Annotated in this window: 17 protein-coding genes and 1 pseudogene; 3 read left to right on the top strand and 15 right to left on the bottom strand. The window is 74.9% G+C overall.

The window, feature by feature from the left end; all coding sequences use genetic code 11:
• Window positions 1-3: 3 nt before the first annotated feature.
• Both ACFWMZ_RS12770 and ACFWMZ_RS12775 read right to left on the bottom strand, forming a co-directional pair.
• Window positions 4-888, bottom strand: coding sequence for an alpha/beta fold hydrolase (locus ACFWMZ_RS12770; RefSeq protein WP_383174332.1), 885 nt, complete (start codon window positions 886-888; stop codon window positions 4-6).
• Between the two features lie 1,380 nt (window positions 889-2,268).
• Window positions 2,269-2,961, bottom strand: a complete 693-nt coding sequence (locus ACFWMZ_RS12775) for a metal-dependent transcriptional regulator (RefSeq protein WP_383174329.1) — start codon at window positions 2,959-2,961, stop codon at window positions 2,269-2,271.
• 293 nt (window positions 2,962-3,254) lie between these two features.
• Between ACFWMZ_RS12775 and ACFWMZ_RS12780 the strand changes: the two genes are divergently transcribed.
• On the top strand, window positions 3,255-4,067 hold the full coding sequence (locus ACFWMZ_RS12780; RefSeq protein WP_383201332.1) for an SIS domain-containing protein: 813 nt from the start codon (window positions 3,255-3,257) through the stop codon (window positions 4,065-4,067).
• 112 nt (window positions 4,068-4,179) lie between these two features.
• Here ACFWMZ_RS12780 and ACFWMZ_RS12785 read toward each other — a convergent pair whose 3' ends face one another.
• Window positions 4,180-5,565, bottom strand: coding sequence for a PAS domain-containing protein (locus ACFWMZ_RS12785; RefSeq protein WP_383174323.1), 1,386 nt, complete (start codon window positions 5,563-5,565; stop codon window positions 4,180-4,182).
• Between the two features lie 562 nt (window positions 5,566-6,127).
• Window positions 6,128-6,847, bottom strand: coding sequence for a pyridoxamine 5'-phosphate oxidase (pdxH, locus tag ACFWMZ_RS12790; protein ID WP_383201334.1), 720 nt, complete (start codon window positions 6,845-6,847; stop codon window positions 6,128-6,130).
• 370 nt (window positions 6,848-7,217) lie between these two features.
• Between pdxH and ACFWMZ_RS12795 the strand changes: the two genes are divergently transcribed.
• Window positions 7,218-8,327, top strand: coding sequence for a citrate synthase 2 (locus ACFWMZ_RS12795; protein WP_383174317.1), 1,110 nt, complete (start codon window positions 7,218-7,220; stop codon window positions 8,325-8,327).
• 332 nt (window positions 8,328-8,659) lie between these two features.
• Here ACFWMZ_RS12795 and ACFWMZ_RS12800 read toward each other — a convergent pair whose 3' ends face one another.
• From ACFWMZ_RS12800 to ACFWMZ_RS12840, 9 genes are all read right to left on the bottom strand, one after another.
• Entirely contained in the window at window positions 8,660-9,238 is a 579-nt protein-coding gene (locus tag ACFWMZ_RS12800; protein WP_383174314.1) for a TetR/AcrR family transcriptional regulator, read from the bottom strand.
• Complete coding sequence (locus ACFWMZ_RS12805; RefSeq protein WP_383201337.1) at window positions 9,226-9,960, bottom strand: enoyl-CoA hydratase family protein; 735 nt, start codon at window positions 9,958-9,960, stop codon at window positions 9,226-9,228. Before ACFWMZ_RS12805 ends, ACFWMZ_RS12800 begins: the two co-directional genes overlap by 13 nt.
• An 87-nt stretch (window positions 9,961-10,047) precedes the next feature.
• The gene (locus ACFWMZ_RS12810; protein WP_383174308.1) at window positions 10,048-11,193 is read right to left on the bottom strand and encodes an acyl-CoA dehydrogenase family protein; all 1,146 of its coding nucleotides are present in this window, start codon (window positions 11,191-11,193) and stop codon (window positions 10,048-10,050) included.
• The gene (locus ACFWMZ_RS12815) at window positions 11,190-13,196 is read right to left on the bottom strand and encodes an acetyl/propionyl/methylcrotonyl-CoA carboxylase subunit alpha (RefSeq protein WP_383201340.1); all 2,007 of its coding nucleotides are present in this window, start codon (window positions 13,194-13,196) and stop codon (window positions 11,190-11,192) included. The genes ACFWMZ_RS12810 and ACFWMZ_RS12815 overlap by 4 nt, the downstream gene beginning before the upstream one ends.
• Before the next feature lie 10 nt (window positions 13,197-13,206).
• The gene (locus ACFWMZ_RS12820) at window positions 13,207-14,805 is read right to left on the bottom strand and encodes an acyl-CoA carboxylase subunit beta (protein WP_383201343.1); all 1,599 of its coding nucleotides are present in this window, start codon (window positions 14,803-14,805) and stop codon (window positions 13,207-13,209) included.
• Window positions 14,802-16,526 (bottom strand): acyclic terpene utilization AtuA family protein, encoded by a 1,725-nt coding sequence (locus tag ACFWMZ_RS12825; RefSeq protein WP_383201346.1) that lies wholly within the window; start codon window positions 16,524-16,526, stop codon window positions 14,802-14,804. The genes ACFWMZ_RS12820 and ACFWMZ_RS12825 overlap by 4 nt, the downstream gene beginning before the upstream one ends.
• Entirely contained in the window at window positions 16,523-17,320 is a 798-nt protein-coding gene (locus ACFWMZ_RS12830) for a TIGR03084 family metal-binding protein (protein ID WP_383174298.1), read from the bottom strand. The genes ACFWMZ_RS12825 and ACFWMZ_RS12830 overlap by 4 nt, the downstream gene beginning before the upstream one ends.
• 417 nt (window positions 17,321-17,737) lie before the next feature.
• Complete coding sequence (locus ACFWMZ_RS12835; protein WP_383174295.1) at window positions 17,738-18,349, bottom strand: TIGR03086 family metal-binding protein; 612 nt, start codon at window positions 18,347-18,349, stop codon at window positions 17,738-17,740.
• 329 nt (window positions 18,350-18,678) lie between these two features.
• Window positions 18,679-19,686, bottom strand: coding sequence for a DMT family transporter (locus tag ACFWMZ_RS12840; protein WP_383201349.1), 1,008 nt, complete (start codon window positions 19,684-19,686; stop codon window positions 18,679-18,681).
• Window positions 19,687-20,059: 373 nt separating this feature from the next.
• On the opposite strand from ACFWMZ_RS12840, the gene ACFWMZ_RS12845 reads away from it, so the two are divergent.
• On the top strand, window positions 20,060-20,938 hold the full coding sequence (locus ACFWMZ_RS12845) for a LysR family transcriptional regulator (protein WP_383201351.1): 879 nt from the start codon (window positions 20,060-20,062) through the stop codon (window positions 20,936-20,938).
• 20 nt (window positions 20,939-20,958) lie between these two features.
• Here ACFWMZ_RS12845 and ACFWMZ_RS12850 read toward each other — a convergent pair.
• Window positions 20,959-21,425: pseudogene (locus tag ACFWMZ_RS12850) on the bottom strand (type II toxin-antitoxin system VapC family toxin).
• A complete protein-coding gene (locus ACFWMZ_RS12855; protein WP_383201354.1) occupies window positions 21,415-21,684 on the bottom strand; it encodes a type II toxin-antitoxin system Phd/YefM family antitoxin in 270 nt (89 codons plus the stop codon). The pseudogene ACFWMZ_RS12850 and the gene ACFWMZ_RS12855 overlap by 11 nt, the downstream one beginning before the upstream one ends.
• Window positions 21,685-21,728: the final 44 nt, after the last annotated feature.

The following is a 21,728-nucleotide window of genomic DNA, read 5'->3' on the forward strand; positions in this document are numbered from 1 at the left end:
CAGTCACCCCTCCGGCAACCCGTCCAAGAACGGCTGCACCGCTGACTGCCAAGCCCCGGGCTGGTCGTAGTGGACCAGGTGCCCCGCGTCCGTGACCTCCGCGTACTGGCCTCGGGGCAGGACGCGCACCATCTCCTGGGCCTCGGCGCGGCCGAGGGCGCCGTCGAGGCCGCGGACGACGAGGGTGGGGCAGGTGACCTGGGCGAGTTCGTCCCAGTGGGCGTCGTGGACCCAGGTCTCGCGGGTGCGGAGCATCTGGCGGCGGGAGAAGACGGGGCGCCAGCCGTCCTCGTGCTCGGTCATGACCTCGGCGTAGAACTCGCCGCGGGCGGCGCTGGGGCGCTCCACCCAGGGGTCGTCCTCGCCGAACCACTTGCGGACGTCGCCGAGGGTGGCGAAGGGGGTGGGCCAGGCGTCGAACCACTGCTCCCATTCGCGCTGCGAGGCGGCGCCGAGGGCGGAGGCGCGCATGTCGCAGATGACGAGGCCGCGGACGAGGTCGGGCCGGGCGGCGGCGAGCTGCCAGGCGGTGAGGGCGCCCATGGCGTGGCCGACGAGGACGGCGGGGCCGAGGCCGAGCTGTTCGATGGCGGCGGTGGCGTCAGCGACGAAGGTCTCGCGGGTGTACGGGCCGTCGGCGGGCTTCGCGCTCTGCCCGTGGCCGCGCTGGTCGAGGGCGACGGCCCGGTGGCGTTCGGCGAGCCAGCGGGCGGTGCCGGCCCAGTGCGAGGCACGGCCCATCAGCCCGTGCAGTAACAGGACGCCCGGCGTACGTCCGGCCTCGCCCGCGTCCTCGCCGGTCCGGTCCCCGGCCTTGGGCGGGTCGGCGAACTCCCAGGCGGCCAGGGGCACGCCCCCGGACCCGGTCACTTCGATGCGCCGCACCATGCTCTGGCACCCCCACACTCTCTGGCTCGCCCGAACCGTGTCCTGGTCCTCGATCACGGTCGTGCCCTCCACCTCACGTTACCGAACAAAGTTTCGAAGATGCCGCCCGTGGTGGGCTACACCCCACTTTCGAGTGACCACCTTCAAGGATTGCCGCCCGCCGCCGAGGGGAGATCTTCAGCGGGAGGCGGACCGCTCGGGGAAACCGGTCCGACGGGAGTGATCCTGGGAGCTCGGGGCTCCGGATCACGACAGGGGAGGACAGGCCCCGGCGCCGGTGGGCGCCGGGGCCTCGTACTGCCGGTGGCCCCTCGTCGCGGGCGACGCCGCCCGCGCCCCTCCCGGCGCGTGCCGCAGCGGGCGGCGCGGGCCGGCATGGAGACGGGGGTCGACCGGAAGCCACGGGCCGACCTGGAGACGGGAGCCGGCCAGGAGCGCGGAACCGGCCGGAAGACAGGGCCCGAAAGGCATGCCGGGGCCGACGGAAACAGACCAAGACGTGTCGGGAGGACGGGAGCGGCCGTGTCCGGGCCGCCCGAACGCGTAGAACGGGACGACGTGGCCCCGCCCCTCACGGCGTCGGACCGCCTGGCGTCGCGCCCCGTGACGCCGAGGCTCGCCGCGCCGGGCTTGGTGACGCCAAGCCACCTGACGCCAAGCCTCGCGAGACCAAGCCACGTGTCACCGAGCCCCATCACCCCCGACCACTTGTCGCCAAGCCCCGCGCCACCAAGCTTCGCGACGCCAAGCCGCGTACCGCCAAGCCCCGCGAGACCAAGCCCCCCGCCCCCGAACCGCCTGGCGCCGAGCCCGACGCCACCGCGCCCCGAGCCCCCCGACCACCACGCGTCGACCCACGTCGCGTCAGGCGCCGTCGCCGCGGTCCGCGTGGAGAAGCGTCCCGGTAGGCCGGCGGGGCGGCCGGGATCCGGATCGCGCCGTGTGAAGGTCCGGCGCATCGTCCGCCCCCTCCCCGGCCACTCACCGGGCCGTCTCGCCGCGCGGGCAGGCGGAGCCGGGCCCAGGACGGTCAAGAGTTCTCACGTCATATGCCTGCCGACAGCCTTGCACGAGCCGCCCGCCGTGCGCTGCCATTCCGCACACAGAATCTTCAACTCCTGATGACCGCTCGGCCCACCATCCCGTCCGGCCGCACACGGGCACCACCGGCCCCGCTCCCCCAGCCGCACCACCGCGCCACGGACGCCCCTCCCGCCCCCGCCCACTCCCCCGGAACACGCAAGGGCCGGGGGCGCCCTCTGAGGGGCGCCCCCGGCCACGGTTACGGACGGAAGAGACGAGTGGCGCCGACGCGGCGAGCACCCGGGGTGGGCGGCCGGGGCCGGGCCCCGGGCACCCGCCTCGGCCGGGGACGCCCGGTCAGCGCTTGGCGACGAAGACGTGCGAGGCGGTCTCGCTGTTCAGCTCGGCCGCCTCACCGCTGGAGCCGACGAGGACGCCGCCCGCCGATTCGGTGACGCTGACCACCGAGCCGGGCTGCACACCCGCCCGGCGCAGGGTGTACATGAGCTGGGCGTCGGTCTGGATCGGCTCGCCGATCCGCCGGACGACGGCGGTCTTGCCCTCGGTGCCGGGGTCGAGGTCGGCCAGGGAGACCATGCTCTCGTCGAGGAACGGGTCGGCGCTGGCCTCCTCCCCCAGTTCCTCCAGTCCCGGGATGGGGTTGCCGTACGGGGACTCGGTGGGGTGGCGGAGCAGGTCGAGGACGCGGCGTTCGACCGCCTCGCTCATGACGTGCTCCCAGCGACAGGCCTCGGCGTGGACCTGTTCCCACTCCAGGCCGATCACGTCGACCAGCAGGCACTCGGCCAGCCGGTGCTTGCGCATCACACGGGTGGCCAGGCGCCTGCCTTCCTCGGTCAGTTCCAGGTGGCGGTCGCTGGCGACGGCCACCAGGCCGTCGCGCTCCATCCGGGCGACCGTCTGGCTGACCGTGGGCCCGCTCTGGTCCAGGCGCTCCGCGATCCGGGCGCGCATGGGGACCACGCCTTCCTCCTCAAGTTCGAGGATGGTGCGGAGGTACATCTCCGTGGTGTCGATCAGTCCGGACATTCGTGCCCCTCAGATGCTGTCGTGCGCTGGCCCTGACCTCAATTCTGACGCATCGGCCCGGTAACCGTGCCGGGCCGCCCGCCGGGCGGGCGGGCGGGCCCTCACAGGCCGGGGCGCGCACCCTCGGCGTACGCCCCACGCGGCCCCGGGGGCACCTTGACAGTGCACTGGTCCAGACCGCACGGTGATGCGCGGTGCGGTCTGGACCAGTGCCGCCGCACCGCCCCCACCGCACCGTCCCCACGCGGTTCCGCGCCCGCCCCGACGTGCCGCCCATCGAAAGGCCACCGCCGATGACCTCCACGCCCGGCACGACGACCGCGCCCGCCTCCTCCGCGACCGGCGCGCCCGCTCCCGCCGACGGGCTCGCGACGGGCTTCCTGGAGGCCGCGATGGCCCTGCTGGCCCGGGTCCGCGACGAGGAGGCCGGGGCGATCACCGCGGCGGGCGGGTTGCTGGCGGAGACGGTGGCCTCGGGCGGGCGGCTCTTCGCGTTCGGCGCGGGCCACTCCTCGCTCCCGGCGCAGGACCTGGTCTACCGGGCCGGCGGCCTCGCCCTGATGAACCTGCTGGCCGGTCCTGGCGTGGTCGGCGTCGACGTGCGGCCCGCGACGCTCGGTTCGGCGCTCGAACGCGTCGAGGGGTACGCCACCGCGGTGCTCGACAGTTCGCCGCTGCGCGCCGGTGACGCGCTGGTGATCATCTCCCTGTCGGGCCGCAACGCGCTGCCCGTGGAGATGGCGCAGGCGGCCCGGGCGCGCGGGGTGCGGGTGATCGGGGTGACCTCGGTGGCGTACGCGGAGGGGACGACGGCGCGTAATCCGTCCGGGACGTTTCTGAAGGACCACTGCGACCTGGTGCTCGACAGCAAGATCGCGGTGGGGGACGCGGAGTTGTCCGTGGAGGGGATCGGGGCGCCGTTCGCACCCGCCTCCACGGTGGTGGCCAGCGCCATCCTCCAGGCCGTGATGGCGAGTGCGGCGGGCGCGCTGCTGGAGCGCGGGGTGCAGCCGCCGATGCTCCGCTCGGGCAATGTGGACGGCGGCCACGCCTGGAACGCCGAGGTCTTCGCGACCTATCGCGACCGCATCTTCTACCAGCACTGACCTGCCGGCGCCGTTCCCGGCGCCCACCCGCGCCCCTGCGGCGCTCGCCCCGGGGGCGGTGTCTTCGTACGTACAGAGGCACCGCCCTGGGGGCGTCGGCGGCGGCCGGTGGTCAGCGGCGCGTCGCCAGGTCCAGGAGGGGCGCGATGTGGGCGGCGACGCATTCGGCGTGGGCGAGGTCGGCGCGTTCGAAGGGGGTGCGGGAGCCGACGCGGAGGAAGGTGAGGACGCCGAGGGTGCGGCCGCGGCTGCGCAGGACGGTGCAGAGGGCGTGGCGGGTGGTCTCGGGCCAGAGGTGGGCGGCGGCCCAGGCGCGGGCGGCCTCGTCGCCGCCGGGGCTGTCGGGGGCGAGGGAGCCCGGCCCGGTTCCGGCGGCGGCGCGCAGGGTGCCGCCGCGTTCGGCGCACTGGAGGGCGGGGTGGCCTTCCGGGTAGCGGGCGGGCATGCCGGCGGGGGCGCCGTTCGGCGGCTGGCCCGGTTCGCCGGAGGGGCTGGCTGCGGTGCGCAGCAGGCGGGTGGGGGCGCCTGGGGCCACCGTGTCGAGGAGGGCGTGGTCGGCGAAGCCGGCGAGGGCGAAGTCGAGGTGGGCGACGGCGCCTTCGGCGGGGTCCTCGCACTCGGTGGCGACGCGGGCGGCCCGGTGGAGCTGGTGGGAGCGGAAGCGGAGCCGGGCGTTCTCCTGTTCGGTCTGCTTGGCCTCGGTGAGGTCCTGGAAGAGCCAGCCGACGCCGAGGGGGACGGGTTCCTGGGCGAGGGGTGAGGCGAGGCGGACGAAGCCGCACCGCCAGCAGCGGCGTTGTTCGCCCTCGTCGGTGCGGACGGTGACCCAGAGTTCGACGGGGGCGGTGGGGGTGCCGTCGGCGAGGACGTGGGTGAGGGCGGATTCGAGTTCTTCGACGCCTTGGAGGACGAGGTCGCCGAGGGGGCGGCCGAGCGCGGTGGAGCGGCTGGTGCCGAGCGCGTAGGCGGCGTGGGCGTTGAGGACGGCGAGTCTGAGGTCGGCGTCGACGAGGACGACGCCCCAGGCGGCGTCCTCGAAGAGGGCTTCGCTGAGGGCGATGGAGCGTTCGAGGTCGATCTGGGTGTGGACCTCGCTGAAGGCGCAGTAGACCCCGGCCGGTTCGCCGTCGGGGCCGCGGACGGCGGCGGTCTGGGCGCGGACCAGGACGCGGCGGCCGTCGCGGGTGAGGAGGGCGACGTCGTGGACCTCGCGGCCGCGTTCGGCGGTGACGCCGAAGAGGCGGTGTTCGACGTCGGCGGCGTCGCCGGGGCGGACGGCCCAGCCGGCGAGGCCGCGGCGGCCGACGGCTTCGGCGGCGCTCCAGCCGAGGACGCGTTCGGCTTCGCGGTTCCAGTGGGTGAGGACGTGGTCGGCGTCGAAGGCGCAGAGCGCCGCGTCCATGCCGTCGAGGAGGGCGGCGAGGAGGTCGCCGCCGTCGGGGCCCGGGTCCTCGGGGCCGAGCGCGTCGGTGGTTCCGCTGTGCCCGTAAGCACTCATCGGGCGCCCCCCATGGGCCGATTGCACACGATGTCCTGCATGTCTTCCCGCAAGCCGTTCCGCAGGTGGTCGAGCTGGTGGTCGCGCGGGCGTGGGTGCCACACGGGATCTTGCACGTGCCGCTGCACGTACGGGCATTCAACTCGACTGTGGCGCGGCCCACACGGGGTTCGCGGAAATCGCCGGGGTGGGGCGGTTGCGAATATCCGGTTGAACACGATCAGCGCGCTTCCTAGGCTGGAGGTACACGAGAAGGGAGGTGGTTCGGCAGATGTACACATACCGGACGCGTGAGGTGACTGCGGGCTAGCGGCCCGTTGTCGCGTCTCCCCGGCTTCGGCCGGGTCAAGCGTGGCGCCGGTCCGGTGCGGGGTCCGCTCCGCACAGCCGGCCAATCCCGAGCAGTCACCCGGCCCGCGAGCCGCCGGTACGTCCGGCCGGCTCCCCCGCGAGGGGGAACCAGGCTCGCGGGCCGTCTGCGTGCCCGGACGCCTGCGCGTACGCGGGCACGTGCCCGTACGCGGGCGCCCACGTCCCGCACACCGCGGCGTCCCCTGCGCGTTCAGGGCGCGAGGCGTTCGACGCGCCAGCCGCTCCCGGCGGCCCCGTCGGGTCCGTCGTCCCTGTCGGCGCCCAGCCGCACGTACCGCAGCCGGTCGTGGAGGCGGTTCTCGCGGCCCTGCCAGAACTCGACGGTGCGCGGGGTGACGCGGTAGCCGCCCCAGTGCGGGGGTACGGGGATCTCCTCCCCCTCGGGGTGGCGGGCGGCGAGGTCGGCGTAGGCGGTGTCGAGGGCGGTGCGGTCGGGGACCGGGGTGGACTGGGCGGAGGCCCAGGCGCCGAGTTGGGAGCCGTGCGGGCGGGTGCGGAAGTAGGCGGCGGTCTCGTCGCGGGAGACCTTGGCGGCGGTGCCGGTGACGAGGACCTGGCGGGCCAGCGGGTGCCAGGGGAAGACCAGGGCGACGTGCGGGTTGGCGTCGAGGTCGGCGGCCTTGCGGGAGCCGTAGTTGGTGTAGAAGACGAAGCCGCGCCGGTCGTACTGCTTGAGCAGGACGGTGCGGCTGCTGGGGGCGCCGTCGGCGTCGGCGGTGGAGACGATCATGGCGTTGGGTTCGTAGAGGCCGTCGCGGGCGGCTTCGGCGAACCAGTGGGCGAACTGCTCCATCGGTTCGGCGGCGAGCACGCTCGCGTCGAGGCCCTCCCGGCGGTACTGCTTGCGCATCGCGGCGGGGTTCAGCGATTCGGACGCGGCCCGCACGGGGCCGCCCTCTGCGTCGGTCACGCCGCCATCCTGCCGCACACCGGCGGCGGGGTGGAGCCTGCGGGGGCGGGTACATGGCCGGGCGGACCGGCGTTCCGTTTCGCACGGTTCGCCCCGAGTGGCGGGCGGGCCCGCGCGCCGCGATCGTGGCACTGAGTGCCACAGGTCTCCCCAAAGGTGGCACTCAGGGGTATCGTCCGTGTTTCCCGGAGGGTTCGCCGACCTGGCCCCGGGGGCATGACGTGTGCTGAGTGACGCCGACCGCCGTGTTGTGGCGGGCGGCGGACGCTCCCAGGGACGACGGCGGGCGCACACCGGCTCGGCCGGAGCGCCCGCCCCCGCCGGAGACCCGGCCGCCCCGCCTGCCGTACGCAACCGAAGGAGCCGCCTGATGTCCGACTTCGTACCCGGTCTCGAAGGGGTCGTCGCGTTCGAAACGGAGATCGCCGAACCGGACAAGGAGGGCGGCGCGCTCCGCTACCGGGGCGTCGACATCGAGGACCTGGTCGGCCACGTCTCCTTCGGGAACGTGTGGGGCCTGCTGGTCGACGGCGCCTTCAACCCGGGGCTGCCGCCCGCCGAGCCGTTCCCGATCCCGGTCCACTCCGGCGACGTCCGCGTCGACGTGCAGTCGGCGCTCGCCATGCTCGCCCCCGCGTGGGGCCTGCGGCCCCTGCTCGACATCGACGAGGAGCAGGCCCGCGACGACCTCGCCCGGGCCGCCGTGATGGCGCTGTCGTACGTGGCGCAGTCGGCGCGCGGCCAGGCGCTGCCGATGGTGCCGCAGAGCGAGATCGACAAGGCCGAGTCCGTCGTGGAGCGGTTCATGATCCGCTGGCGCGGCGAGCCGGACCCGCGCCACGTCAAGGCGGTGGACGCCTACTGGACCTCGGCCGCCGAGCACGGCATGAACGCCTCCACCTTCACCGCCCGCGTCATCGCCTCCACCGGCGCCGACGTGGCGGCCGCCCTCTCCGGCGCGGTCGGCGCGATGTCGGGCCCCCTGCACGGCGGGGCGCCCTCGCGGGTGCTGGGCATGATCGAGGAGATCGAGCGGACCGGCGACGCCCGCGCGTGGGTGCGCCAGGCGCTCGACAAGGGTGAGCGGCTGATGGGCTTCGGCCACCGCGTCTACCGCGCCGAGGACCCGCGCGCCCGCGTGCTGCGCCGGACCGCCAAGGAGCTGGCGGCGCCGCGGTACGAGGTCGCGGCGGCGCTGGAGCAGGCGGCGCTGGAGGAGCTGCACGCGCGCCGCCCGGACCGGGTGCTCGCCACCAACGTGGAGTTCTGGGCGGCGATCCTGCTGGACTTCGCGGAGGTTCCGGCGCCGATGTTCACCTCGATGTTCACCTGCGCCCGCACCGCCGGCTGGTCGGCGCACATCCTGGAGCAGAGGCGCACCGGCCGCCTGGTCCGCCCCTCCGCCCGTTACACGGGCCCGGCGTCGCGCTCCCCGCGCGCCATCGAGGGGTACGACCAGGTCCCCGACCTGGCCGACTGACCGCCCGGGGGTACGTACGGACGGGCCCGGTCGCCATGGTGGCGGCCGGGCCCGTCGGTGTGTCCGGGGTCAGCGGCCCGGGATCAGAAGCGGTCCGGTGCGCGCTCGGGCAGCGGGGAGCCCGGCAGGGTGTCCCGCCGTTGGTTCTCCCGTGAGATGTCGTCTGCGCACCTGGTCGTTCCTCCCGGTCGCGTGTTCGGACAGGAGCGATCATTCAGGTGGCGTACGTCGGGAGGCATCGGCCGCGCGACCCCGACCCACCTCCGTCTTAGGGGCGATGGGGCGGGCGGGGGTGCTCCTGTGGTCGTAGGCGCCGGCTGCGGGGGCGGGGGTCAGCCCAGGGCCGTGTCGAGGATGCGGGACCACTGGGTGACGACCTTGCGGCGGCGTGCGGTGTCGTCGGTGAGGAGGTTGGCGAGGCCGAGGCCGCGGGCCATGTCGAGGAGGCCCTGGACCAGTTCGCGGACACCGGGGCGGGACTCGTCGGCGTCGAGCAGGGCGACGGCGATGCGGTGGGTCTCGCGGCCGACGCGGGCCTCCAGTTCGGTGACGCGGGCGCCGAGCTGGGGTTCGTCGGAGGCGGCGACCCACAGGTGCAGGGCGGCGCGGAAGAGGTCGCCGGTGTAGAGGTCGACGAGGGCTTCGACGGCCTGGGCACGGCCGTCGGGGGCGAGGGCGCCGAGGGCGGTGGAGCGTTCCTCGGCGACGTACTCGACGGCGGCGGTGAACAGGTCCTCGCGGGTGGGGAAGTGGTGCTGGGCGGCGCCCCGGGAGACGCCGGCGCGTTCGGCGACGGCGGAGACGGTGGAGCCGGCCCAGCCGTGTTCGGCGAGGCAGGCCACGGCGGCGGCGAGGAGCCGCTGCCGGGTGGCGCGGCTGCGGTCCTGTTTGGGCGAGGTCACCACACCCATGCGGCATCCCGTCGTTCGAGGAAGGCGGTCATCCCTTCGCGGGCGTCGGCGGAGGCGAAGAGGCGTGCCGAACGCTTCACCAGGTCGTCGGCGTCCCGGTCGAAGGCTGCCAGCACTGTAGCGGTGACCAGGCGCTTGGACTCGGCGAGCCCCTGCGGGGAGCCGCGCCGCAGACCGTCGAGGACGGGGGCGAGGGCGGTGTCGACGTCGTCGCCGGTGAGGGTGAGCAGCCCGATGCGGGCGGCCTCCTCGGGGCCGAACTTCTCTCCGGTGAGGAAGTAGCGGGCGGCGGCGGCCCGGTCGACGCGGGGCAGCAGCGGCAGCGAGATGACGGCCGGGGCGACGCCGATCCGCGCCTCGGTGAGGGCGAAGGTGGCGCCGGGGCCGCCCGCGCTGATGTCGCAGGAGGCGAGGAGTCCGAGGCCGCCCGCCCGCACGTGTCCGGTGACGCGGGCGACGACGGGCTTGTCCAGGGCGGCGATCCGGCGCATCAGCGCGACGAGCGCGTGCGGGTCGGGCGGGTTCCGCAGGTCGGCCCCGGCGCAGAAGGTCGTCCCGGTGTGGGTGAGCTGTACGGCCCGTACGTCCGGTGCGGCGTCCGCCTGCTCCAGCGCCGCGTCCAGTTCGGCGACGAGGGCGCCCGAGAGGGCGTTGCGCTGCTCGGGCCGGTCCAGGGTGAGGGTGCGGATGCCCCGGTGGTCGCTCTGGAGTACGTAGGCCATGGTGGGGCCTCTCGGTCGGGTCGGGCGGGGAGGGGCAGCCGGGGTGCGCCGCGCCGGCGGAGGGCGGGGAGGCGCACCCGGGCCGGGTCAGTAGGACTTGGGGAGCCCCAGGCTGCTGTGGGAGACGAAGTTGAGGATCATCTCGCGGCTGACGGGGGCGATGCGGGCGACGCGGGCACCGGTGATGAGGCGGGCGAGGCCGTACTCGCGGGTGAGGCCGTTGCCGCCGAGGGTGTGGACGGCCTGGTCGACGGCGCGGACGCACGCCTCACCCGCCGCGTACTTGGCCATGTTGGCGGCCTCGCCCGCGCCGAAGTCGTCGCCCGCGTCGTAGAGGGCGGCGGCGCGCTGCATCATCAGCTTGGCCAGCTCCAGCTCGATGTGGGCCTGGGCGAGGGGGTGGGCGATGGCCTGGTGGGAGCCGATGGGGGCTTTCCAGACGGTGCGTTCCTTGGCGTAGGTGACGGCCTTGGCGAGCGCGTAGCGGCCCATGCCGAGGGCGAAGGCGGCGGTCATGACGCGTTCGGGGTTGAGTCCGGCGAAGAGCTGGAGGAGGCCCGCGTCCTCGTCGCCGACGAGCCGGTCGGCGGGGAGGCGTACGTCGTCCAGGGTGAGTTCGAACTGCTTCTCGGCGGCGTCGATCTCCATCTCGATGTGGCGGCGGCCGAAGCCGGGCGCGTCGCGGTCGACGAGGAAGAGGCAGGGCTTGAGCCGGCCGGTGCGGGCGTCCTCGGTGCGGCCGACGATGAGGGTGGCGTCGGCGATGTCGACGCCGGAGACGAAGACCTTGCGGCCGTTGAGCACCCACTCGTCGCCGTCGCGGCGGGCGGTGGTGGTGATGCGGTGCGAGTTGGAGCCGGCGTCGGGCTCGGTGATGCCGAAGGCCATGGTGAGGGAGGCGTCGGCGAGCCCCGGCAGCCAGGTGCGCTTCTGCTCCTCGGTGCCGAAGCGGGCGATGACGGTGCCGCAGATGGCGGGCGACACGATCATCATGAGCTGGGGGCATCCGGCGGCGCCCATCTCCTCCAGGACGAGGGCGAGCTCGGTGATGCCGCCGCCTCCGCCGCCGTACTCCTCGGGGAGGTTGACGCCGAGGTAGCCGAGTTTCCCGGCCTCCGCCCAGACGGCGGCGGGGTCGGCGTCGGGGCCGTGCTTGGCGCCGAGGGCGGCGACGGCGGCGCGCAGGTCGCGCACTTCCTCGGACTCGATCAGGGTGGTGGCGGTGGTGGTCACGCGGGTTCCTCCTGGACGACGGCGAGCAGGGCGCCGACCTCGACCTGGTGGCCGGGGCGGGCGTGGAGCGCGGTGAGGGTGCCGGAGGCGGGGGCGAGGACGCGGTGTTCCATCTTCATCGCCTCCAGCCAGACGAGGGGCTGGCCGGCGGTGACGGCGCTGCCTTCGGCGAGGCCGTCGGCGACGCGGACGACGGTGCCGGGCATGGGCGCGAGCAGCGAGCCGGGGGCCTGCCGGGCGGCGGTGTCGGGGTGGCGTGAGACGGGGGTGAGGCTGCGGGTGCCGTGCGGCCCGTCGACGTGGACGCGCCCGCCGGACCGCGTGACCTCGTATTGCCGCTCGACCGCGCCAGCCGCGCTCCCGTCGGCGAGGACCACGGCGTCCGGCGTCACGGAGACGGGCCGCGGGTCGCCTTCCCCGGGCAGGACCCAGCCGTGGCGGCCGGGCCGGTAGCGGATCTCGTACGCCGTCCCGTCGTCGGCCCGGTAGCGGCGTACGGGGTCCTCGGAGCGGAGGTTGCGCCAGCCGCCGGCGCCGAGGCGGGAGCGGGCGGCGGCGTGGGCGGCGTCGGCGAGGGCGGCGGCGACGGCGGCGGGGCGGGCGTCGTCGGCGGGGCGGGTGAGGGTGTCGAGGTGGCGGGTGTAGAAGGCGGTGTCGAGACCGGCGAGGGTGGTGAAGTCGGGGTGGGCGAGGGAGCGGACGAGCAGGTCGCGGTTGGTGGCGGGGCCGTGCAGGCGGGCCCGGGTGAGGGCGGCGGCCAGGCGGCGGATCGCGGCGGCGCGGGTGGGGCCCCAGGCGATGACCTTGGCGAGCATCGCGTCGTAGTGGACGCCGACGGTGTCCCCGGCCTCGTAGCCGGTGTCGAGGCGCAGCGGGGCCGGCTCGCGGCCGGGCAGGTGGTCGCGGTCGGCGCCGGGCAGGTCGAGGCGGTGGACGGTGCCGGTCTGCGGGGCCCAGTCGGCGGCGGGGTCCTCGGCGTAGAGGCGCGCCTCGACGGCGTGGCCGCGGGCGGGCGGCGGGGCGGCGGGCAGCGCCTGGCCCTCGGCGACGGCGAGTTGGAGGGCGACCAGGTCGACGCCGTGGACGGCTTCGGTGACGGGGTGTTCGACCTGGAGGCGGGTGTTCATCTCCAGGAAGTACGCCTGGCCGTCGGCGACGAGGAATTCGACGGTTCCGGCGCCGGTGTAGCCGATGGCGCGGGCGGCGGCGGCGGCCGCCTCGTGGAGCCTCTCGCGCAGGGCGTCGGGCAGGCCGGGGGCGGGGGCCTCCTCGACGACCTTCTGGTGGCGGCGCTGGAGGGAGCAGTCGCGGGTGCCCAGCGTCCAGACGGTGCCGTGCCGGTCGCCGAGGATCTGCACCTCGACGTGGCGGCCGGACGGCAGGTAGGGCTCGACGAAGACCTCGCCGTCGCCGAAGGCGGAGAGCGCTTCGGCGGCGGCGGCCTCCAGCGCTGCGGGCAGGTCGTCGCGGCGGGTGACGACGCGCATGCCGCGGCCGCCGCCGCCCGAGGCCGCCTTGACGAGGACGGGCAGGTCGTTGTCGGTGAGGGTGTCGGGGTCGAGTGGGCCGAGGAGCGGTACTCCGGCGGCGGCCATGAGTTTCTTGGCGCGGGTCTTGGAGGCCATCGCCTCGATCGCCTCGGGGTCGGGCCCGATCCAGGTGAGCTGGGCGTCCTGGACGGCGCGGGCGAAGGCGGCGTTCTCGGAGAGGAAGCCGTAGCCGGGGTGGATCGCGTCGGCTCCGGCGGCGCGGGCGGCGGCGATGACGAGGTCGCCGCGGAGGTAGGTGCCGGCGGGGGCGTCGCCGGGGAGGCGGACGGCGGCGTCGGCGTCGCGGACGTGGGCGGCCGAGGCGTCGGGGTCGGCGTAGACGGCGGTGGTGGCGAGGCCGAGGTGGCGGCAGGTGCGGATGACGCGGCGGGCTATCTCGCCCCGGTTGGCGACGAGGACGCTTGTCAGGGGCGTGCCCTGCGGCTCGTCCGTGATGGGTGGGGTGGTGGTCATGGCGGGGGCCTCACATCCGGAAGACGCCGAAGCCGCCACGGGCGCCCTCGACGGGGGCGGTGTGGACGGCGGACAGGCACAGGCCGAGCACGGTGCGGGTGTCGCGGGGGTCGATGACGCCGTCGTCGTAGAGCCGCCCGGAGAGGAACATCGGCAGGGACTCGGCCTCGATCTGCTGCTCGACCATGGCGCGCAGCGCCGCGTCCGCCTCGTCGTCGTAGGGGCGGCCCTTGGCGGTGGCGGACTGGCGGGCGACGATCGAGAGGACCCCGGCGAGCTGCTGCGGGCCCATGACGGCCGATTTGGCGCTGGGCCAGGCGAAGAGGAAGCGGGGCTCGTAGGCGCGGCCGCACATGCCGTAGTGCCCGGCGCCGTAGGAGGCGCCCATGAGGACCGAGAGGTGCGGGACGCGGGAGTTGGAGACGGCGTTGATCATCATGGCGCCGTGTTTGATGATGCCGCCCTGCTCGTACTCCTTGCCGACCATGTAGCCGGTGGTGTTGTGGAGGAAGAGCAGCGGGATGTCGCGCTGGTTGGCGAGCTGGATGAACTGGGCGGCCTTCTGCGACTCCTCGCTGAACAGCACGCCCTGGGCGTTGGCGAGGATGCCGACCGGGTAGCCGTGGAGCGTCGCCCACCCGGTGACGAGGCTCGGCCCGTACAGCGGCTTGAACGCGTCGAAGTCGGAGCCGTCGACGATCCGGGCGATGACCTCGTGCGGGTCGAAGGGGGTCTTCAGCTCCTCGGGGACGATGCCGAGGAGTTCCTCCGGGTCGTACTTCGGCTCCTCGGCCGGGGCCGGATCGGGATGTGCCTTGCGCCAGTTGAGGCGGGCGACGACGCGGCGGGCACGGAGCAGCGCCTCGGGTTCACCGTCGGCGAGGTGGTCGGCGAGGCCGGAGACGCGGGCGTGCATCTCGGCGCCGCCGAGCGACTCGTCGTCGCTCTCCTCGCCGGTGGCCATCTTGACCAGCGGCGGCCCGCCGAGGAACACCTTGGAGCGCTCCTTGACCATGATCACGTGGTCGGACATGCCGGGTATGTACGCGCCGCCGGCCGTCGAGTTGCCGAAGACGACGGCGACGGTGGGGATGCCGGCTGCGGAGAGCCGGGTCAGGTCGCGGAAGAGCGCCCCGCCCGGGATGAAGATCTCCTTCTGCGAGGGCAGGTCGGCGCCGCCGGACTCGACCAGGCTGATGCAGGGCAGCCGGTTGGCGAAGGCGATCTCGTTGGCGCGCGTCGCCTTCTTCAGCGTCCACGGGTTGGAGGCGCCGCCGCGCACGGTCGGGTCGTTGGCGGTGATGAGACATTCGACGCCGCTGACCGTGCCGATGCCGGTGATCAGGGAGGCGCCGACGGCGTAGTCGCTGCCCCAGGCGGCGAGCGGCGACAGCTCCAGGAACGGCGTGTCCTCGTCCAGCAGCAGTTCGATCCGCTCGCGGGCGAGGAGTTTGCCGCGCTTCAGGTGCCGCTCGACGTACTTCTCGCCGCCGCCCGCGAGGGCCTTGGCGTGTTCGATGCCGAGGGCGTCGAGCTTGCCGAGCAGGGCCTCGCGGTGGGCCGCGTACTCGGCGGAGGCGGTGTCCAGCGCGGTGGCGAGGACGGTCACTGTGGTACCTCCTGGGTGAGGAGCGCTTCGGGGATGTCGACGTGGCGGGAGCGCAGCCATTCGCCGAGCCCCTTGGCCTGCGGGTCGAACCGGGCCTGGGCGGCGACGCCCTCGCCGAGCAGCCCCTCGACGTGGAAGTTGACGGCGTACAGCGCTGGCAGCGCGTACCGCGTGACGGGCAACTCGACGGCCTCCGGCAGCAGTTCGCGCAGCCGCTCGACGGTGAGGGTGTGTACCAGCCAGCGGTACGCGCTCCCGTCGCGGACCCAGACGCCGATGTTGGCGCTGCCGCCCTTGTCGCCGCTGCGGGCTCCGGCGACGGTGCCGAGCGGCAGGCGGCGCGTCGGGCCTGGCGGCAGGGGCGCGGGCGGGGCGGGTTCGTCGGCCGGGGTGAGGGCGCGGGTGGTGGCGGGGCCGGGGACGGCGAGGCGGGTCCCGTCGGGCAGGACGGCGGTGTGGACAACCTGGGCGCGGTCGACGGGGACGGCCTCGAAGACGCCGTAGGGGGCGCCCTTGCCGGGGGGTGCGGTGAGGTGGAAGCCGGGGTATCCGGCGAGGGCCAGTTCGACGGCGGCGCCGCTGACGGCGCGGCCCACCTTCTCGGGCTCGGGGTCGCGGACGACGAGGCGCAGCAGGGCGCTGGCCGTCTCCTCGGTGGCGGCGTCCGCGTGGTCGGTGCGGGCCAGCTCCCAGCGGGCCTCCTGGGGCCCGGCGGCGCCGAGCGCGTCGGCCAGCTGGGCCTGCACCAGAGCCGCCTTGGCTTCGATGTCGAGCCCGGTGAGGACGAAGACGACCTCGTTGTGCCAGCCGCCGAGCCGGGTCAGCCCCGCCTTGAGGGTGGGCGGCGGGGCCTCGCCGCGTACGCCGTGGACGCGGACCCGGTCGGGGGCCTGCTGGGTGAGGCGGACGGTGTCGAGGCGGGCGGTGGCGTCGGGGCCCGCGTACCGGGGGCCGGTCGTCTCGTAGAGGAGTTGGGCGGTGGCGGTGCCGACGGTGACGACGCCGCCGGTGCCGGGGTGTTTGGTGAGGACGCTGCTGCCGTCGGCGTGGATCTCGGCGAGCGGGAAGCCGGGGCGGCGCAGGAGCGCCGGGTCGTGGTCGGTGAAGAAGGCGTAGTTCCCGCCGGTGGCCTGGGTGCCGCACTCCAGGAGGTGCCCGGCGACGACGGCCCCGGCGAGCTGGTCGTGGTCGTCGGGGGTCCAGCCGAAGTGGGCGGCGGCGGGCCCGGAGACGAGGGCGGCGTCGGTGACGCGGCCGGTGGCGACGACGTCGGCGCCCGCGTCGAGACAGGCGGCGATGCCGAACCCGCCGAGGTAGGCGTTGGCGGTGAGCACCCCGTCACCCCAGCCGCCGGGCCGGTCGAGCAGGTCGTCCCCCTCGACATGGGCGACGCGGGTGGGCAGCCCCAGTTCCTCGGCCAACTTCCGTATTCGGCCGGCGAGTCCGGCCGGGTTGAGGCCACCGGCGTTGGTGACGATCCGCACGCCCCGCTCATGGGCGAGGCCGAGGCACTGCTCCAGTTGGCGCAGGTGGGTGCGGGCGTAGCCGCGTTCCGGGTCGGCCAGGCGGTCGCGGCCGAGGATGAGGAGGGTGAGTTCGGCGAGGTAGTCGCCGGTCAGGACGTCGAGGGGGCCGTCGGTGAGCATCTCGCGGAGCGCGTCGAACCGGTCGCCGTAGAAGCCGGAGGCGTTGCCGATCCGGAGCGGCGACGGGGCGGTCACGCCGTCTTCCCGTGCGGCGGGCGGGGCGTGCCGGGCGGACCGGCGAAGGCCTGGGCGAGGTCGAGCCAGCGGTCGGCGTCCGGTCCCTCGGCGCGGACGGCGAGGTCGTCGCGGTGGGCGCGGCGTGCCACCAGCAGGCAGAAGTCGAGCGCCGGTCCGGTGACCCGCTGGGGCGCGTCCTCGGGCCCGTACGTCCACAGGCCGTCGCCGTCCGGCGGGGTCAGCTCGACGCGGAAGGGCGCCTCGGGCGGGGTCAGCCCTTTCATCCCGTAGGCGAAGTCCCGGGTGCGGAAGCCGAGTCGGGCGATGTGCCGGAGCCGGGCGGTGGGCGGGCGGCGCACGCCGAGGGCGTCGGCGACGTCCTGGCCGTGGGCCCAGGTCTCCATCAGCCGGGCCGTCGCCATCGACGGCACGCTCATCGGCGGCCCGTACCAGGGCACCCGCGTCCCGGGCGGCGCCTGGCGCAGGGCGGCGTCGAGCGCGGCCCGGTCGGCCCGCCACCCGGCGAGGAGCGCGGCGGGCGGTTGGGCGACCCCGGCCTCGGCGCCCTCGTCCACGAAGGTGAAGGGGCGGGCGGTCGCCGTGGCCACGTGCGCGGCGAACGCCTCCGGGTCGGTGACGGCGGCCAGCGCCGCCCGGTCGGTCCAGGCGAGGTGCGCGATCTGATGGGCGATCGTCCACCCCTCGGCGGGCGTCGCCGTCTTCCACTCGGCGTCACTCAACTCGGCCACCAGCGAGTCGAGTTCCTCGCTCTCGGCGGACAGGTCGTCCAGTACGGGCAGGGGATCGGACACGGCTCGTTCCTCCCGGGCACGGCGGGGCGCTGCGGCGTGGTCCGGAGCATGGCAGCGCGCGGAGAAACAAGCAAGCGTGCTTGCAGGTTTACCTGGGGGGGATTCGGGGGCGCTCCCGCGAGAGGAGAGGGCGGCCCAGGTCAGGGCTCCGGGCCGGGGAATCCGGGCCGGCGGCGGCCTCGTCGGGCGGTGCGGCGACGGCGCCGCCGCCTCCTGGCCGGGCCCCGCCTCTGGAGGCCCGGCCGGGTCGAAGCGGACGAGACGTGCCCGGAACACGGCCTGGATGCGGTCAGGGCCCCGCCACAGCTCTCCCGCCACGCCGACCAGACCCTCGCCACGCCCCAGCGGCACAAGGTGCGCCTGGACGGCGCCAGTCACGGAGGGCCTCGAACGCCGGCCGGACCAAAGGCCGGTGCGTCACGGCGTCCATGCCGGGTCCCGTCCGCTCAGCGCGACGACCCGGTCCAGGAGGGAGGCGTTCTCGGCCACCGGTACGGGCGGACCGAACAGGCCGGCCGACTCCTCGCCCGACTCCGCGGCGGCGGACAGCATCGCGTACGACACCTCCAGGCCGGCCGGGTCGGGGGCGTACGGCTGGCCGGTGGCGCGGGCGAGGTCCCAGCCGTGGACGACCAGTTCGTTGAGGGCGACCACTCCGGCCTCGGCGGCCGGGAAGGTCACGCCGCCCGCCTGCGTCACCCCCTCCCACGCCCCCGGGCTGCGCCAGGCCGCGGGCAACTCGGTGAGCCTGGCGGTCAGTTCGGCGTGCCAGTCGTCGCCGATGTCCGGGCGGGTGGCGGTCGGGTCAGTGTCGGTGGCCCCGCCCAGATGCTTCATGGCGGCGTCACGGAAGGCGAGGCTGAGGCCGCTGAGGTGGCCGAGCAGATGGCGCACGGAGTACGCGGGGCAGGGCGTCGGATCGTCGTACTGGTCCGGGGTGACACCGTCGGCCAGCACGGTGACGGCTTCGGCGGCGGGGCCGAGGTCGGGAACGGGAGCGGTCGGGCGGGACGCGTCGGGCGGGGTCATGGCGCACTTCCTCTCTCTCCTCACCATGGTGACCGCCGGGGTGGCCGGAACTCGTCGGTGACGCGCGGAAGGGGTCGGCGGGCGGGGCCGGCTCGCCGGGACGGGGGTGCCGACGGGGTCAGCCGCCTCCGGAATAGGGCGGGGGCGGCCGCCTTTCGCCGCGTGGCGGCGGTCATCCGGGGGTGTTCGCGGACTACGTGGGGGAAGGCTGGCCGGCTGCTCCCGGGGCTGCGACCGCGGCGCCCGAGAGCCTGCCCACCCCGGGGCGCAGGCCGAGGTGGCCGAAGTGGCCGAAGGCGCCCCACCCCGCGCGCGACCCATCCGCAGGCTTACGAGGCCGTGCCACCCGACGCCACCGGCTCCCCCTCGGCCCCCTTCGGCCGGCGCCCCACCTGGGTGCGGACCGCGCCGAAGCTGGCGCCGATCACCAGGGCGACGGCGACGGCCTGGACGGCGGTGAGGGCCTGGCTGAGGACGAGGAAGCCGGCGAGGGAGGCGATGGCCGGTTCGAGGCTCATCATGACGGCGAAGGTGGAGGCGGGGAGCCTGCGCAGGGCGATCAGCTCCAGGGTGTAGGGGAGGACCGAGGAGAGCAGGGCGACGCCCGCGCCCAGGGCGAGGGTCACCGGGTCGAGCAGGGCCGTACCGGCCTCGGCCACGCCGAACGGCAGCACCAGCACCGCGGCGACGACCAGCGCCAGCGCCAGCCCGTCGGCCTGTGGGAAGCGGCGGCCCGTACCGGCACTGAACAGGATGTACGCCGCCCAGCACGCGCCCGCGCCGAGTGCGAAGGCGACGCCTGCCAGGTCGAGGCCGCCGAAGCCGCTGCCGCCGAGCAGGAAGACCCCGGCCAGGGCGAGCAGCGCCCACAGGACGTTGATCAGGCGGCGGGAGGCGAGGACGGAGAGGGCGAGCGGGCCGAGCACCTCCAGGGTGACGGCGGGGCCGAGCGGGATGCGGTCGACGGCCTGGTAGAAGAGGGCGTTCATGCCGCCCATGGCCACACCGAAGGCGACGACGGTGCCCCAGTCGGCGCGGGTGTGGCCGCGCAGCGAGGGGCGGCAGACCGCCATCATCACCAGTGCGGCGACGGCCAGCCGGATGGAGACCACGCCGAGCGCGCCCGCCTTCGGCATCAGCGTCACCGCCAGCGCCCCGCCGAACTGCACGGAGAGCCCACCGGCGAGGACCAGCCCGACCGGGCCGAGCGATCCCCCGCCGCCGGCGCCCCGGCCGCCGCGCTTCCTCTCGACGGCTCCGGCCGCCTCCGGCGTGCTGACGGCGGCCCCGGCCGCCACCGTTCCGGCCGCCACCGCGTCCGACCCCTGCCCGCTCACTGGCTGCTCCGCCTTTCGTCCGGACCGGCGCCTCTCCGGTCCCGTTCCGTGCTGTGTCGTTCCGTTGCCTGCCGTGCAGTGCGGCGCTGTGCCGCGGACCGGACGGTCCGCCTGGCCGCTCCGGCCGCTCCGGCCGCTCCGGCCGCGCGCCGTCTCCGCCCACCGCGACGACAGTACGCCGCACTGAACCACCGGGTCCAAAGAATTGCACCGCCCGCTCCCGGCCGAGCCCCGGGACTCGAAGGCGCCTGAGTCGCCCGACGGGCGCCGGAGTGCGCCGCCCCTATAGCCGCGACCACGCACACCCACTCACGCTACGCACCCCCGCGCGCCCCGTGAAATGCCTCCTGCACAGCCGTTATGCTCCGCAGACATGAGCACCGCGCGCACCCGTCGCGACCTGGAACTTCGCCACCTCTGCTGCTTCCTCGCCATCGCCGAGGAGCGGAACGTCACCCGCGCCGCCGCCCGGCTCGGCCTCACCCAGCCCGCCGCCTCCCGCACCCTCGCCACCCTGGAGGCCGCCCTCGGCGTACGCCTGGTCGACCGCTCCACCCACCACCTCGCCCTCACCCCCGAGGGCGAGACCTTCCGGGTGCGGGCCGCCGCGGCCGTCACCGCCTTCGGCGACGCCCTCGACGTCGGCCGCGCCGAGGCCCGCCCGCTCCGCCTCGGCCACTCCTGGTCGGCCGCCGGGCGCTTCACCACCCCGCTGCTGCGCCGCTGGCGCCGCCAGCACCCCGGCATCCCGCTGGAACTCCTCCGCCACGACGACCGCACCGCCGGGCTCGCCGCCGGCTCGACCGACGCGGCACTGCTACGGGGCCCGGTCGAGGCGCCCGGCCTGGTCGCGGTCACCCTCTTCACCGAAGACCGGGTGGCCGCCGTCCCCTCGGACAGCCCGCTCGCCGACCGGCCCGGGCTGTCCCTGGCCGACCTCGCCCCGCACCCGGTCGCCCTCAACCCGGTCTCCGGCACCACCACCTTGGAGCTCTGGCCCGCCACCGCCCGCCCCACCCGCGCCCTGACCGTCGCCAACACCGACGACTGGCTCGCCGTCATCGCCGCCGACCGCGCGGTGGGCGTCACCAGCGCCGCGACCCCCGGCATGCACCCGCACCCCGGCGTCACCTTCGTCCCCCTGACCGACGCGCCCCCACTCCCGGTCAGCCTCGCCTGGCCGGACCGCACCACCCACCCGGCCCTTTCGGCGCTGGTGAGGCTGGCGCAGGAGATCACGGCGGGAGCGTGAACCGGCCAGGCGGCTCGGCGTCAGCCCTCGTGGGGCACCTTCGGGTGGGTGACCGGTACGACGGTGAGGAGGTCGTCCAGTCCCCTGAAGGCGCCGGGGTTGGTGGTGAAGAGGGGGAGATCCTCGGCAGCGGCGATGGCGGCGACCATCAGATCGGCCACCCCTCGGCGCGGCTTCCGTCCCGCGCTGATCACCGCGGCACAGATGCGGCCGTAGACGCGGGCCGCGTCAGCGTCGAAGGGATGGGGTCGAACTCGTTCTCGGCGCGTTGCAGGACGTCGAGCCTGCGGGCGCGTTCGGCGTGTTCGTCGTAACCGATCTGTTCGTCGTCACGACGGACCTGGTGCGGACCGGCGGACAACTCGGCCAGGGTGATGGCGGTGATCGCCATTTCGCCCGGCAGCTCCTCGGGGATCACCCACCTGCGCAGAATCATGATGTTGGTGTCGAGGAGTCCCCGCTCGTACATCGAGCCGTCAGCGGGCATAGGGATCGTCCGGGTGAGTGTCGGCCGTGGTGTCCTGGTCGGCGCGGAACGCGTCGAGATCGATGGCAGGGGCGGTCCTGGACATCGCGGCGAACTCCCGGCGGGAGACGAAGCGGCGGCGCCGCCGCAGAGGGACGAGCTGACCGAACGGGTGTCCGTCACGGGTGACGGTGAACGACTGGCCGCCCTGTATGGCATCCATGATCTCTCGGGACCGGTTACGCAGATCCCGCTGGGTGATCTCGGGCTGAACGCTCATACCGACCAACGTAGCGCCCGGTGCTACCGGGTAGCACCTCCGCG

The sequence above is a fragment of the Streptomyces sp. NPDC058373 genome (genome assembly GCF_042723275.1).
GTDB lineage: Bacteria > Actinomycetota > Actinomycetes > Streptomycetales > Streptomycetaceae > Streptomyces.